Genomic DNA, 14,316 nt, shown 5'->3' with positions numbered 1-14,316 from the left:
GGGCTTGGTCCGAGAGTCAAGCCGGGAAAACAGATGCTTAGGCCGCGATGGGTGTGACAGGGCGCGCTCTGGCCTGCGGTGCGGATTTCGGCCATGCTGTGGCCGTATCACGCACCGGATCGGTGACAAGGCGCGGTGGCAAAGAAGGCAGAGGAATGACGCAGGAACAGGGCACCCGGCCGGGACGGCTGCGGCTGGCAAGTTACAATATTCAGAAGTCGATGGGGCTGGATCTGCGTCGGCGTCCGCGTCGCACCTTGCAGGTGATCGAGGGCACCGGGGCGGATCTGGTGCTGTTGCAGGAGGCCGACAAGCGGCTGCCGCCACGACCCGCCGCGCTGCCGCATTTCATTCTGGATGAGGCAGGATGGCAGATTGTCGATCTGGGCGGGGCAGGGTCGCTGGGCTGGCATGGCAATGCGGTGATCTGGCGGGGCGACGGGATTGCGCTTCAGGATCACGGCCATATCGCGCTGCCGGGGCTGGAGCCGCGCGGGGCGGTCTGGGCGCTGTTCGAGACGGCGCTGGGACCGCTCAGGGTGGTGGGCGCGCATCTGGGGCTGACCACCAAGGCGCGCCATGAGCAGGTCCATCATCTTGCGGGGATCATCGCCAAGCGCCCGGATCTGCCGACGGTCTGGGCCGGAGATTTCAACGAATGGTCCCGCCAGCCGGTGCTGGATCATCTGGCTCCGAAACTGCGGTTTGTGCCGCCACGGCCCAGTTTTCCGTCGCTGCGCCCGATTGGCGCGCTGGACCGGATTGCGGTCAGCCGGGGGCTGGAGGTGGTGGACAGCGGCGTCTATCGCGCCCGTCCGGCGCATATCGCCTCGGATCACCTGCCGGTCTGGGCGGATCTGGTGGCGGCGCGGTAAGTCGGTGACGAAAAAGTAAAAAACCGGGGACGAAAAAGCCGGGGACGCAAAAGGCATCCCCGGCTTTGTCTGGTTTTCAGCCGTGCCCCCATAGGGGCATGGTGAGGGTTTACTGGGCGCGACGGCGCTGACCGCCGGGTTTGCCCTGAGCCGCGCCTGCGGCGGCACCGGATCCACCGCTGCGCGCACCGCTCTGGCCGCCACCGGCACCACCGCTGCGACGCCGGCGATGACCGCCGGGTTTGCCGCTGCCACCGGGTTTGCCGCCGCCACGACGGCCCGCCGGGGCCTTGGCATCGGGCAGAACCTCCCACGGACGGCCTGAGGCCACCGGGATATTGAGGTTCATGGTCTTCTGGATCGCCTTCAGCTCATCCATTTCATCCGGGGCACAGAAGGCCACGGCCTGACCGTCCTTGCCTGCGCGTGCGGTCCGGCCAATCCGGTGCACATAGGCATCCGCCACATTGGGCAGCTCGTAGTTATAGACGTATTTCACATCCGGGATATCGAGACCACGGGCCGCCACATCGGTGGCCACGAGGATCTTGACCTCGCCGGATTTGAAGGAGGCAAGCGCGCGTTCACGCTGGCCCTGACTTTTGTTGCCGTGAATTGCTGCGGCCGAGAAACCGGCGGCCGACAGCGTTTTCATCAGCTTTTCCATGCCGTGTTTGGTGCGGCCAAAGACAAGTGTCCGCTCGTCCTTGTGTTTGGTCAGCAGCTCTTTCAGCAGCGAGAGCTTCTCTGCCTTGGCGATGAAATGCACCGATTGGGTGATCTTGTCGGCAGCCTTGCCGGGAGGGTTCACCTCGATCCGCACCGGGCTTTGCAGGTAGGAATTGGCGATCTCGTTCATCTGCTTGGGCATGGTGGCCGAGAACAGCATGGTCTGGCGCTGTGCCGGCAGAAGAGCGGCGATCTTGCGCAGCGCGTGGATAAAGCCGAGGTCCAGCATCTGGTCGGCCTCATCCAGCACGAGGAAGTCGCAGGAGCCAAGATCCAGCGCGCCACGGTCAAGGATGTCCAGCAGACGGCCCGGGGTGGCGATCAGGATATCGGTGCCGCGCGACAGGCGGCTGATCTGCGGGTTGATGGAAACGCCGCCGACAACCAGGCCGGTTTTCATCGGAGTGCCTTCGGTCAGGCCCTTGAGGTTGGCGGCGATCTGGTTGGCCAGCTCGCGGGTCGGCGCCAGCACCAGACCGCGCACGGTCTTGGCGGCGGGTTTGCGGCCGTATTGCATCATCTGGGCAATCAGCGGCACGCCGAAGGCGGCGGTTTTGCCGGTGCCGGTCTGCGCCAGACCCAGCACGTCCTTGCCGTTCAACGCATGCGGGATGGCGCGGGCCTGAATCGGGGTCGGATCGGTATAGCCAAGTTCTGCAATGCGCTTCAGAAGCTGCTCGGGCAGCCCCATGGTTGAAAATTCTGTCACGTCTCGTCCTTTCACAGCCGCGCCAACAGGGCTCGGCCGGTGCCGCCACGGGGGCGGTCTGTCGTTGGGGCAGGGACCTCGGGCGGGGCTGGCATCATGCCAGACCGCTGGTCGCTGCGAGTGCCCCACGCGTGATATTGGGAACGGTGGCATATCCTTAGGGTCGGTGTTTGGCCTGCGCATTGATCTGGCGCGGCCCGACGTCCTCTGCTCACGCGGCAGGGAGGGATGCCTGACAGGGCAGATGGCCCCGCCAGCGGATAAAGTCAATGGGCAATTGTTGTATATTCTGCGCCACAGACTGTTAAAACCCGGTTTGCGGCGCGGGCGTCTTTGTATAAACAGGGACGCCATGCTGAATAAGGGATGACCATGAGCGAGACGATTATCGCACGCTGCGAAGCCATAGGTCTGCGGATGACAGGCCAGCGACGGGTGATTGCGCGCGTATTGCAAGAGAGCGACGATCACCCCGATGTCGAGGAACTCTATGCCCGTGCCAGCGCGCTGGACGGGGCGATTTCGCTGGCCACCGTCTATCGCACGGTGAAGCTGTTTGACGAAGCGGGCATTCTGGAGCGGCTGGAGTTCGGCGACGGGCGTGCCCGCTACGAGGATGCCGACCGCGACCATCACGATCATCTGATCGACATGACCACCGGGGCGGTCATCGAATTCTGCGACCCGGAGATCGAGGCCTTGCAGGAGAAGATCGCCGAAAAGCTGGGCTATGAGCTGCGCGGCCACAAGTTGGAACTATACGGCGTGCCGCGCAAGAAGAGCTGAGCCAGCGCGCGCCCGCTGACCACATGCCGATCGGCCTGCGGGGCGTGTTTTCTTAGACAGGATAACGGGTCCGAATATTCCGGAAAATTCCGGGGCGTGCCGCAGCCCGGCGGTGGCCGAGTATCACGGCGCGTGATAGGAGCGGTCACATGAAGTCATGAAGCTGCGCCGCAAATATCGAGTCGCGTCGCAAATGGACAAGTGGGCGGTCGCTTCCGGCTATTTGTTGTGCGGATCAGTCGATGCAGCGACGGCGGGCACGGCCCCCTCGGCAGAGCCATCGGACCCATTGGAATGGAACGATCAAGATGAACAATGTCTCGGGAATATTGCTGGTGATCCTCGCCATGGCGGGGTTTTCGCTGGAGGATATGTTCATCAAGCAGCTCGCCACCTCGGTGCCGGTGGGGCAGATCCTGATGATGCTGGGGCTGGGCAGTGGCACGATCTTTGTGATCTGGGCCAAGCTGCAGGGCCACCGGGTGCTGGCGCCACGTAACTGGCGCTGGCAACCGGTGCTGCGTGCCTCGACCGAGGCGCTGGCAGCGGTCAGTTTTGCCTCGGCGCTGGCGGTGGTGGATATCTCGACCGTGGCAGCGGTGTTTCAGGCGATGCCGCTTGCGGTCACTGTCGGGGCGGCGCTGTTTCTGGGCGAGGATGTCGGCTGGCGGCGCTGGACCGCGATCCTTGTCGGTTTTGCCGGGGTGCTGATGATCGTGCGGCCCGGTCTGGCCGGATTTGAGCCGGGGGTGCTGCTGGTGCTGATCTCGGTTGTGGCGGTTGCGGCGCGCGACCTGATGACGCGGGTGATGGATAGCGCGGTGCCCTCTGCCGTGGTCAGCTCGCAGGCCTTTGGCTCGGTGATCCCGGCGGGGCTGGTGATGCTGCTGATCCTGCCCGGAGAGCCGGTTGCCCTGGAAGGCAGCCAATGGGGCATGTTGCTGGGAGGCGTCATCTTTGGCGTGCTGGGGTACTACGGGATTGTCACCGCCACCCGGATCGGCGATGCCGCCGTGATCACGCCGTTTCGCTACTCCCGGCTGGTGTTTTCGACCCTGATCGGCGTGGTGATCTTTGCCGAGGCGCCGGATATGATGACGCTGGCGGGATCGGCGCTGATCATCGGCTCCGGGCTTTATACCTTTCTGCGGGAGCGGCGTCTGGCGCGGCGGGCGGCGCGGGCGCAGGCGGCGGTCCCTGTCTGAGCACATCGGGCTGGCGCCGGTGGCGATTGATTGCGCAAACAGCGAACTGTTAGCCCTAACCCCGTAAAATAAGTGACGTTAGCGATAACGCTCATGGTTTACTTTTGACCTGTGAATGCTATGACGCAGGCACCAATTGCCGCAATCACTTGCCAAGATCAGGGACCTGAATAATGAGCACCATTATCGATATCCACGCCCGTGAAATTCTCGACAGCCGGGGCAATCCGACCGTTGAAGTCGACGTCATGCTGGAAGACGGCACAATGGGCCGCGCGGCGGTGCCGTCGGGTGCGTCAACCGGGGCCTATGAGGCGGTGGAAAAGCGCGACGGCGACAAGTCCCGTTACCTTGGCAAAGGCGTGCTGGAAGCGGTTGCCGCCGTCAATGGCGAGATCGCCGAAGAGCTGGTCGGCTTTGACGCCTGCGAGCAGGTCGCCGTGGACATGGCGATGATCGAGCTGGATGGCACCGAGAACAAGGGCCGTCTGGGCGCCAATGCCATTCTGGGTGTCTCCATGGCGGTGGCCAAGGCTGCGGCGGACTTCACCACCCAGCCGCTGTATCGTTATATCGGTGGCACCTCGGCGCGGGTTCTGCCGGTTCCGATGATGAACATCATCAACGGCGGCGAACATGCCGACAACCCGATCGACATTCAGGAATTCATGATCATGCCGGTGGCTGCGGACAACATCCGCGACGCCGTGCGCATGGGCTCTGAAGTGTTCCACACCCTGAAGAAAGAGCTGTCGGCGGCGGGTCTGTCGACCGGGATCGGTGACGAGGGCGGTTTTGCCCCCAATATCGCCTCCACCCGCGAAGCGCTGGATTTCGTGCTGAAGTCGATTGAAAAGGCCGGCTACAAGCCCGGCGAGGAAATCTATCTGGCGCTCGATTGCGCGGCGACCGAATACTACAAGGATGGCAAATATGTGCTCTCCGGCGAAGGCAAGACCCTGTCGTCGGAAGAGAATGTGGCCTATCTGGCGGCACTGGTGAAGGATTATCCGATCATCTCCATCGAAGATGGCATGGGCGAGGATGACTGGGACGGCTGGAAGGCCCTGACCGAAGAGCTGGGCGACAAGGTGCAGCTGGTCGGCGACGATCTGTTCGTGACCAACCCGGCGCGTCTGGCCGAGGGCATCGAGCGGGGCTGCGCCAACTCGATGCTGGTCAAGGTGAACCAGATCGGCACCCTGACCGAGACCCTGAAAGCCGTCGATATGGCGCATCGCGCCCGCTACACCAACGTGATGTCGCACCGCTCCGGCGAGACCGAGGACGCCACCATTGCCGATCTGGCGGTGGCCACCAACTGCGGCCAGATCAAGACCGGTTCGCTGGCGCGCTCTGACCGGCTCGCGAAATACAACCAGCTGATCCGTATCGAGGAAATGCTGGGTGAAGTCGCCGAATACGCGGGTCGTTCGATCCTGAAGTAAGACCAGAGGCCGGGGCATGTTGCTCCGGCCTTTTTGTTCCTGTGTTCCGTTGTTGTGTGGTTATCATGCTCAAGAAGGTTGCCCATTTCCTGATCCGGCGGGCTGAACGCCGTATTGGCGTCTCGCTCGATTATGCCCATGCCATTGCCGATACGGACCTGGGGTTGCTGGCCCGCTACAACCGGGTGTTTGGTTTTCTGGATCCGAACCGTCAGCTGCCTGCCGCCGCCTATCATGCGGCGCGGCTGACCGGGGCGCTGAGCGCGGATTGCGGGTCCTGTGTCGAGGCGGAGATCAACCTGGCGAAATCCGCCGGGCTGTCGCCCGAGCTGATCAGGTCGATCCTGACAGGCAGCGCGCTGGAACCTGAGCTGGAGGCGGTTGTGCGTCTGGCGGGCGCGGTGGCTGGCACGCGCAGTGACGATCCTGAGGCGCGGGAGGCCGTGCGCGCGGCCTATGGCGAGGCGGGGCTGATCGAGCTGAGTTTTGCGATGAACGGGGCGGCGATGCTGCCGGGGATCAAGCGCGCCATGGGCTATGCCACTGCCTGCGACCTGCAGCTGATGCGTCGGCTGTCCTGAGCGTCTGAGTGCCGGGCCTGGGTGCCGGGCCTGCGTGTCGGGGCGAGGACGGCCCCGGATCTGCGCCGATAACCTCTCAGATCGAAATCTGTGCGGATGGCGCACTTCTGTGGCCTGCTTCACAGACCTGTGATCGCGGCTATGGCAGTCTTGGTCGCAGGCGCTACGGGGGTGGCGCTGGCCAGGAGGGGAAGATCATGGGAGCGACTGCACATCTGAAAGCCCGGGAGAGTGTTTATCCGAAGCCTGCGGTGAGGGTGGCCGGAACCGCAAGCTGGCTGCCGCTGGGGTTCATCATTGCGGTGGCCCTGCTGGCCGGTTGTGCGGGGCCCGGGCATTATCCGCTGACAGGGCATGACGCAAATGTGGCTGATCCGGTTCACAGCATGTCGATGACACAGGGCGCAATGGTGGCCGGGGGGCTCTGAGGCGCCCTGCCAAAGGGGGATCGACATTGTCAGCCCTGAGTTTGTCAGGGACTTGGCGCAGAGGGGGCGCGGCGTAATTTCAAGCCGTTGGCGACAGGGAAAGACCCTGAGAGCGGATCCGCTCTCAGGGTCTTTCTTTGACTGTTGGGTCGGATCCGCGATCCGTGATGCGTGATGCGAACGCTGCAGGTCTCGCCCGCGCTCTGCGCCGGAATTACGGGCAGGCCGCTGTGTAATAGGTGCCGTCACCGCGGGAATAGGCGCATTGGCGCGACTGGTTGTTCTGCGCCACAAGCGTACCGGCGGCGGCCCCGCCAAGGGCGGCAATCAGGCGCCAGTCGTCATCGGCCTTGAGCGCGTCGGCGGCAATCAGACCTGCTGCGGCACCACCGGCGACACCGGCCACTGTGCGCTGTTCGGGGGTCAGATCGGTGCAGGCGGAGAGCGCCAGCGTCGCGGCGCTGAGGCCGGCGAGGATATGGGATTTCATGAGATTTCCTTTCCTGTCATTGATGCGCTTGTGATGGCTGTGCAGGAGCGCTCCTGCATCTTTGTGGCTTGTCCCGGCGATACGCCGTCTCCGGCCCGCTTCGACTGGCGCCAACCGGAGCCGCCACACCCCAGGACGGCTCCGCTCAGCTGCTGGGGCCCACCCCTGAACCCCGGTTTGGTCGACCGCCAAAAGGCCGCCGCCGTCGTGCGGATCCATGGCCCCATGGTGTGATGAGGCGTGACGGATCCGGTGTTACGCGCGCGGGGGTTCGCCCGGCGCCCACCCCGGTGGGTGGCTGTGCATCACGGCTTCTGCCGCTGTCTTCGTTGCGCCGCCTATCGGTTGGCGGCGCGCTCCCACACGTTCCACGGTGTGTTCAATTGGTCTGTTCCATCGCGCTGGCGCTGGCCGGTGCCCCGCGCCGCTGGTTCAGAGAGAGAACCCCAGACGTGCAGATTGGTTCCCTGTGTCATGAAAAATAATTCACGGGGCGCGAAACTGGCGCCAGACAGCGTGCCATCCGCGCACAGGCAATCGCCATGCGGCGGCCTGCGCGCACGTCCGGGAACGCCCGGGCGCGTCCGCAAGCGGGCGGCATGCGCGGTGGTCCGGTGCTAGAGCTTGCGGCTCATCAGCATGTGTGTGTCGCGGGGCTCGAACCGGGCTCGGGCATAGAGGCCGCGGGCAGGCGCATTGTTTCTGTCGACGTCCAGATGCAGCGCTTTGATGCCGGCTTCGGCCAGGGTGCGGGGCAGGGAAAACAGCACTTCGGTGGCAATGCCGCGCCCGCGCACGGGGGGGCGGATGAACAGCTCGTCGATAGAACCATCCATGCCGCCAAACTCCACCGACCAGCTGAAGGTGACAACGATATAGCCCACCGGAGCGCGGGTCGGGCCGATCAGATAGACGGCGCCATAGGGCAGCCCGTTCAGCAGCGGCTCAATGGCGGCGCGGCGGTGCGGCTCATCTGAGGCGATGCCCATCTCGCCGTGAAAGGCCGCGACGAGATCCAGAACACGGGTCAGATCCTCGGGGCCTGCAAGGTGCAGCGCGGCGCTCATAGGGTGGCCAATCGGCTGGTGATCAGGTCAAAGAAACCATCGGCGTCCAGATCGCCAATGAACAGCGCATTGGCAGGCCGGTCGGTGACCCCCCACCAATCGGCCACAGTCATGCCGAGGGTCAGCTCGGAGGTGGTTTCGACCACCACGTTGATCTTGCGGCCCGAGAACAGCTCAGGCCGGATCAGATAGGCAATGACGCAGGGATCATGCAGCGGGCCGCCTTCGGAGCCGTATTTCTCGACATCAAAGCGTTCAAAGAAATCAAGCATATCGGCGGTGAAATCGCCCACTTTGGTGGCCAATGCACGGATCGCCTCGATCCGGGGGCGGGTGGCCAGCGCCTTGTGGGTGACATCCAGCGGCATCATGGTGACCGGCACGCCGGAGCTGAGCACGGCGGCGGCGGCCTCCGGATCGACGTAGATGTTGAATTCCGCCGCCGGGGTGATGTTGCCGACCTCGAAATAGGCGCCGCCCATCAGCACGATCTCCTGAACCCGGGTGACGATGTCGGGGGCTTTCTGAAAAGCGGTGGCAATATTGGTCAGCGGCCCCAGCGGGCAGAGCGTAACGGTGCCGGGAGCTTCGCGGCGCAGGCTGTCGATGATGAAATCGACAGCATGTGTTGCAGCCAGCGGCATGGTTGGATCCCAAAGGTCCGGCCCATCAAGGCCGGTCTTGCCATGCACATGTTCGGCGGTGATCAGCGGCCGGGCCAAGGGCGCGTCGCAACCTGCGTGCACGGCGACATCCGGGCGGCCTGCCACTTCGCAGACGCGGCGTGCATTGGTCTGGGTCAGCGCCAGCGGCACATTGCCCGCAACACAGGTTATGCCAAGCAGATCAATCTCTTCTGGGCTGGCCAATGCCAGCAGAATGGCGACAGCGTCATCCTGTCCGGGGTCGGTGTCGATAATGATCTTGCGCGCGCTCATGGGGCTGTCCTTCTGGTCGTTGCCAGACCCTCGCAAGGGTGGCGGGCAATGTCCAGCGGCGGCGCGGGCTGCGGTCGGGAATTCGCCGGTTTGCGGCCTAAGCCGCCGACAAAAAGGCGCGCCGCCTCAGCCTGCGCGCCCCGGTGTCCGATGAACCTCGCCGCCCGCAGGGTCAGGCGGCAGCGGCCCCCATGGTGTCGGCCATCGCAGACAGCAGCACAGTGGCGATCACATCGAGTTCGTCGCGGCTGAGGCGCACCGGCAGGCGCACATCGCAGGCCTGCATCAGCATGGCGCGGGTCTGCGGCAGCTCGGGGATATCGCGCAGGAACTGCCAGTTCCAGAAAGCGCGGGCGTTGTCTTCGGAGAGGCCGAAGATCTGCACCTTGACGCCCCGCGCCTCGGCTGCGGCGGCAAAGCGGTTGATCTCCTCGCTGCTCATATCGACCAGGTTGAACTGGATCGAATCCGGCGCGCGCTGTTCCGACGGCAATGGGGCAGGCACGTCGATATGCGGCGAGCGGTTGAGCTGATCTGCGACATAGTCGTGGTTCTTCAGCCCGTCGCGCACCCGGCGCGCCAGTTCGGGCAGCTGCGGGCGGATCACGGCGGCCGACAGGTTGCTCATCCGCAGGTTATAAAGCGGCAGCTGGTTCTGCCATTTGGCAAAGGCCTGCTCGAGCGCGCCGGTGTTGTCGCCGGGGGCGGATTTGTGTTTTTTCCAGTTGTGCTCATAGGCGCCAGACATGATCACGGCGCGGGCGACCAGATCGGCATCATCGGTGACCAGGATGCCGCCTTCGCCGGCGTTGATCATCTTGTAGGACTGGAACGAGAAGCAGCCGATGGCGCCCAGCGTGCCGATATTGCGGCCATGCCAGGTGGTGCCCAGCGAATGGGCGGCATCCTCAATCACCGGAATGTCGCGCGCGCTGCAGAGCGCCATGATGGCATCCATATCGGAGGTATGGCCGCGCATATGGCTGATGATCACCGCCTGCACATCCCCCAGCTTGGCCTCGAAATCGGCCATGTCGATCCGGTAGTTGGCCCCCACCTCGCAGAGGACCGGCACGCAATCGGCGTGGACAATCGACGAGGGCACGGCCGCAAAGGTGAAGCCGGGGATCAGCACGCGGGCATCGCGGGGCAGGTCCAGCGCCTTCAGCGACAGGAACAGCGCCGCAGAGCAGGAGGAGACCGCCAGCGCGTATTTGCTGCCAAGGAGCTGGGCAAATTCCTCTTCCAGCAGGGCAACCGGCGCATCCTGCGGCGCGGTGTAGCGGAACAGATCGCCAGACTGCATCAGGGCGTCAATGGCGGCGCGGGCGGCCTCCGGGATCGGTTCTGCCTGATGGACGTTCGGGACTTGCGACGGGGATGCCTGGCTCATATTTCAAAATCCTGAATCTACCTTTCCAAAAACATAAATGCTTGGCGCAAAAATGCCAAGCCTCGCCCGCGGGATCGGCAGGTTTTGGCGGAAAATTTCACAGAACTGTTGCTTTGGCTGCGGGCGTGGTCTGCGGGGGTGATCCCCTGTGGCCTGGGCCGCGCAGGATCAGACGCCGATCCGGTCGCGCAGCGCATACCAGGTCATCGCCAGCGCCAGTAGGGGGCTGCGCATGGCGGTGCCGCCGGGAAAGGCGGGGGCGGGTACGCGGGCCATGGTATCAAAACCGTCGCTCTCTCCGGCGATGGCCTGCGCCATCAACTGGCCTGCATGGGTGGCGGTGCCGACGCCATGGCCGGAATACCCCGAGGCCGAGAGCACATTGGGCGCCAGCCGCACCAGATAGGGCATCCGTTTCATGGTGATCGCGAGGGTGCCGCCCCAGGCGTAGTCGATCTTCACATCGCGGAGATGTGGAAAGATCTGGACCATCGGCTTGCGCACGGTGGCGGCGATATCGCTGGGGAAGCGGTAGCCATAGCTTTCACCACCGCCGAACAGCAGGCGGCCGTCATGGCTGAGCCGGAAATAGTTCACCACAAATTTGCTGTCGGCCACCGCCACATCGCGGGCCAGTACCCGCGCGGTTTCGGCGCCAAGCGGCGCGGTCGCGGCGATGAAATTGTTGATCGGCATCACCCGCGCCGCCACGCGGCGGTTGAGCCCGCCGAGGTAGCCGTTGCAGGCCAGCACCAGCTGATCGGCAACGACCTCTCCCGCCGCGGTGCGCAGCCGGATTTGCTTGCCCTCGTCGATGTTGAGAACCTCGCTGCCCTCACAGATCCGCACACCGGCTGCCGCAGCGGCACGGGCGAGGCCAAGCGCGTATTTCAACGGGTGCAGATGCGCCGCCCCCATATCGAGAGAGCCGCCGACATAGGCGGGCGAGGGGCAGATCGCCTGCAAACCATCGTGATCCAGGGCGGTGATCTCCTGGTAGCCATAGCGGTTTTGCAGATGCTCCACATAGCGGTGTTCGTGGTCGACCTCGCCCTTTGAGAAACAGGCATGGGCAATGCCGGGCTTCAGATGGCAGTCGATATCGTGGCGCGTGATCAGCGATTTCACCAGATCCTTGGCGTCCTCTGCCAGCTGCCAGAGCTTTTCGGCATCCGCCGTACCCAGCAGGTTTTCCAGCCCGTCCTGTTCCATACGCTGACCGCTGCCAAGCTGGCCGCCGTTGCGACCGGAGGCACCAAATCCGACGCGGTTGGCCTCCAGCAGGATCACCGAACGCCCGGCCTCGGCCAGATGCAGCGCCGCCGACAGCCCGGTGTAGCCACCGCCGACAACGCAGACATCAGCGCGGGCGTCGCCCGTCAACGGCGCAAAAGGCGCCAGCGGCGTGGCCGTTGCGGCATACCAGCTATCGGGATAGGTCCCTTTGCGGTCGTTGGAATAGAGCAGGTTCAACCCCATGGCACACCTCAGTCCCCGGCAGTCGCCGCCCCATGTCCGGTTACGCGCAACTGCCTGTCATCTTTCCATAAATACTCACCGGCGCTGACCTCGGCGGAGAGATCAGCGCCGACAATTTTAGACGTTCATCAGCAGATGCTCGCGCTCCCAGGGGGAGATCACCTGCAGGAATTCGTCATATTCGGCGCGTTTCACGATCGAGTAGACGCGGGCGAACTCGGGTCCCAGCACCTCATGCAGGGCGGTGGCCTCTTCGAACAGGTCGAGCGCCTCGCCCATGACCTGCGGAATGTCGCCATCCCCGTCATAGGCGTTGCCCTTGAACTGCTTGCGAGGGCGCTTTTCCTCCATCAGGCCCAGATATCCGCAGGCGAGCGACAGAGCGATGCCCAGATAGGGGTTGCAGTCCATGCCGGCGATGCGGTTCTCCACCCGACGCGCTTCGGGGCCGGACAGCGGCACGCGGATGCCGGTGGTGCGGTTGTCGCGCGCCCATTCCAGATTGATCGGCGCGGCGTGGTCCTTCACGTAGCGGCGGTAGGAGTTCACATAGGGTGCCATCACCGCAAGGCCTGCGGGCAGGTGGTTCTGCAAACCGGCGATAAAGTGGAAGAAAGCATCGGTCTCGCCGCCCTGCGGGCCTGAGAAGATGTTCTCGCCGGTCTCCATGTCGATCACCGAATGGTGGATGTGCATGGCAGAGCCCGGCTCATCCTCGATCGGCTTGGCCATGAAGGTGGCAAAGCAGTCGTGGCGCAGGGCGGCCTCACGGATCAGCCGCTTGAAGTAGAAGACCTCATCCGCGAGCTTCACCGGGTTGCCGTGGCGCAGGTTGATTTCCAGCTGGCCCGCGCCGCCTTCCTGGGTGATGCCGTCGATCTCGAACCCCTGCGCTTCGGCAAAGTCGTAGATGTCGTCGATGACGGGACCGAATTCGTCGACCGCGGTCATCGAATAGGCCTGTCGTGCCGCGGCGGGACGGCCGGAGCGGCCCATCATCGGCTTGATTTCATGCGCCGGGTCCAGATTGCGCGCGACCAGGAAGAATTCCATTTCCGGCGCCACAATCGGCTCCCAGCCTTGATCATGATACAGCTGGACCACCCGCTTCAGCACGTTGCGCGGGCTGTAGGGGATCGGGTCGCCGTCCCGGTCATAGGCGTCGTGGATCACCTGCAGCGTCCAGTCCGCCGTCCAGGGGGCGGCGGTGGCGGTGGATATGTCCGGCTTCAGCGTCATGTCCTTTTCGATCCAGCCGTCATCATCCGCAGCATCAGCCCAGTCGCCGGTGATGGTCTGGTAGAAAATGCTGTCGGGCAGGTGGAAATAATCCTGCTTGGCAAATTTGGATGCCGGCACCGCCTTGCCTCGGGCGATGCCCGGCAGGTCCGAGATAACGCATTCGACTTCGTCGAGACGACGCCCCTCCAGATAGGCTTGTGCTGCTTCGGGAAGAGTGTCGAGCCAGGCTGACATCAGGTCCTCTCTTTCTTGAAAAAGGCATTGAGGAAGGTTGCGATTTCGTCCGATTGGACGGGGTGATGCAGGTCGGCGCTGGCAGCGTCCAGTATCTCATCGGGGACCACGCCGCGACCGCGGCTGTCGATCAGACCGCCGACAAAGCTGCTGGCGAATTCCGGGTGCGGTTGCAGGGTCCAGATATGATCGCCATAGGCTAGGATGCCGTTCTTGCAGTGGTCGTTGCCCGCCAGCACGCGGGCGCCTTCGGGCAGGGCGGTGACCTGATCCTGATGCCAGGCATTGAGCCGCAGGGGCTTGCCGTCCATCTGATACGTCACCGGGCCAACGGCCCAGCCGCCTGCGAATTTCTCCACCTTGCCGCCGAGCGCCTGAGCGATGATCTGATGGCCAAAGCAGATGCCGACCAATGGCTTCTTGCGGGCGTGGATTTCGCGGATCAGATCCTCCAGCGGCGGGATCCAGTCGTGATCCTCATAGGCGCCATGTCTGGAGCCGGTGATCAGCCAGCCATCCGCCGCATCGGCGCCGGAGGGGAAGACATTGTCGACCACCGCATAGGTGTCGAATTCAAACCCGCCGTCGGCGAGCAGGGTGCGGAACATCTGGTCATAGTTGCCGGCGCTGTCGATCAGGTTTTCGGGCGCATGGCCGGTTTGCAGAATGCCGATTTTCATAAGTCACCAGTTAGAAAGGAGTTCGCTGCACG

Annotated in this window: 14 protein-coding genes; 6 read left to right on the top strand and 8 right to left on the bottom strand. The window is 63.9% G+C overall.

The window, feature by feature from the left end; translation table 11 throughout:
- Nucleotides 1-155: 155 nt before the first annotated feature.
- Nucleotides 156-875 (top strand): endonuclease/exonuclease/phosphatase family protein, encoded by a 720-nt coding sequence (locus VWY60_RS09685; RefSeq protein WP_416540359.1) that lies wholly within the window; start codon nucleotides 156-158, stop codon nucleotides 873-875.
- Between the two features lie 109 nt (nucleotides 876-984).
- On the opposite strand, the gene VWY60_RS09680 is transcribed toward VWY60_RS09685, so the two are convergent.
- The gene (locus tag VWY60_RS09680; RefSeq protein ID WP_340545205.1) at nucleotides 985-2,313 is read right to left on the bottom strand and encodes a DEAD/DEAH box helicase; all 1,329 of its coding nucleotides are present in this window, start codon (nucleotides 2,311-2,313) and stop codon (nucleotides 985-987) included.
- Between the two features lie 372 nt (nucleotides 2,314-2,685).
- Between VWY60_RS09680 and VWY60_RS09675 the strand changes: the two genes are divergently transcribed.
- From VWY60_RS09675 to VWY60_RS09655, 5 genes are all read left to right on the top strand, one after another.
- Nucleotides 2,686-3,099 carry a Fur family transcriptional regulator gene (locus tag VWY60_RS09675; protein ID WP_416537335.1) on the top strand — a complete coding sequence of 138 codons (414 nt, stop codon included), beginning with the start codon at nucleotides 2,686-2,688 and terminating at the stop codon, nucleotides 3,097-3,099.
- Between the two features lie 308 nt (nucleotides 3,100-3,407).
- Nucleotides 3,408-4,304: a DMT family transporter gene (locus VWY60_RS09670; RefSeq protein ID WP_416540358.1), complete on the top strand. Its 897-nt coding sequence runs from the start codon at nucleotides 3,408-3,410 to the stop codon at nucleotides 4,302-4,304.
- Nucleotides 4,305-4,477: 173 nt separating this feature from the next.
- The gene (eno, locus tag VWY60_RS09665; RefSeq protein WP_416540357.1) at nucleotides 4,478-5,752 is read left to right on the top strand and encodes a phosphopyruvate hydratase; all 1,275 of its coding nucleotides are present in this window, start codon (nucleotides 4,478-4,480) and stop codon (nucleotides 5,750-5,752) included.
- 65 nt (nucleotides 5,753-5,817) lie between these two features.
- Nucleotides 5,818-6,333, top strand: a complete 516-nt coding sequence (locus VWY60_RS09660; protein ID WP_340545209.1) for a hypothetical protein — start codon at nucleotides 5,818-5,820, stop codon at nucleotides 6,331-6,333.
- 197 nt (nucleotides 6,334-6,530) lie between these two features.
- Entirely contained in the window at nucleotides 6,531-6,761 is a 231-nt protein-coding gene (locus tag VWY60_RS09655; RefSeq protein ID WP_416536293.1) for a hypothetical protein, read from the top strand.
- Between the two features lie 214 nt (nucleotides 6,762-6,975).
- Here the strand turns inward: VWY60_RS09655 and VWY60_RS09650 are convergent, their stop codons facing one another.
- The 7 genes from VWY60_RS09650 to VWY60_RS09620 form a co-directional block, all read right to left on the bottom strand.
- Entirely contained in the window at nucleotides 6,976-7,251 is a 276-nt protein-coding gene (locus tag VWY60_RS09650; protein WP_340545211.1) for a glycine zipper 2TM domain-containing protein, read from the bottom strand.
- A gap of 617 nt (nucleotides 7,252-7,868) precedes the next feature.
- Nucleotides 7,869-8,318: a GNAT family N-acetyltransferase gene (locus VWY60_RS09645; protein WP_340545212.1), complete on the bottom strand. Its 450-nt coding sequence runs from the start codon at nucleotides 8,316-8,318 to the stop codon at nucleotides 7,869-7,871.
- Nucleotides 8,315-9,256: a nucleoside hydrolase gene (locus VWY60_RS09640; RefSeq protein WP_416540356.1), complete on the bottom strand. Its 942-nt coding sequence runs from the start codon at nucleotides 9,254-9,256 to the stop codon at nucleotides 8,315-8,317. The genes VWY60_RS09645 and VWY60_RS09640 overlap by 4 nt, the downstream gene beginning before the upstream one ends.
- Nucleotides 9,257-9,428: 172 nt before the next feature.
- A complete protein-coding gene (locus VWY60_RS09635; RefSeq protein ID WP_416540355.1) occupies nucleotides 9,429-10,649 on the bottom strand; it encodes a DegT/DnrJ/EryC1/StrS family aminotransferase in 1,221 nt (406 codons plus the stop codon).
- Nucleotides 10,650-10,817: 168 nt separating this feature from the next.
- On the bottom strand, nucleotides 10,818-12,128 hold the full coding sequence (locus VWY60_RS09630; protein ID WP_416540354.1) for an NAD(P)/FAD-dependent oxidoreductase: 1,311 nt from the start codon (nucleotides 12,126-12,128) through the stop codon (nucleotides 10,818-10,820).
- A gap of 117 nt (nucleotides 12,129-12,245) precedes the next feature.
- Nucleotides 12,246-13,604 carry a glutamine synthetase family protein gene (locus VWY60_RS09625; RefSeq protein WP_340545216.1) on the bottom strand — a complete coding sequence of 453 codons (1,359 nt, stop codon included), beginning with the start codon at nucleotides 13,602-13,604 and terminating at the stop codon, nucleotides 12,246-12,248.
- Nucleotides 13,604-14,284 (bottom strand): type 1 glutamine amidotransferase, encoded by a 681-nt coding sequence (locus VWY60_RS09620; RefSeq protein WP_416537342.1) that lies wholly within the window; start codon nucleotides 14,282-14,284, stop codon nucleotides 13,604-13,606. The genes VWY60_RS09625 and VWY60_RS09620 overlap by 1 nt, the downstream gene beginning before the upstream one ends.
- Nucleotides 14,285-14,316 lie beyond the last annotated feature (32 nt).

This window comes from Phaeobacter sp. JH20_26, from assembly GCF_048056275.1.
Classification (GTDB): Bacteria; Pseudomonadota; Alphaproteobacteria; order Rhodobacterales; family Rhodobacteraceae; genus Phaeobacter; species Phaeobacter bryozoorum.
This window is presented reverse-complemented; position numbering and strand designations above follow the sequence as displayed.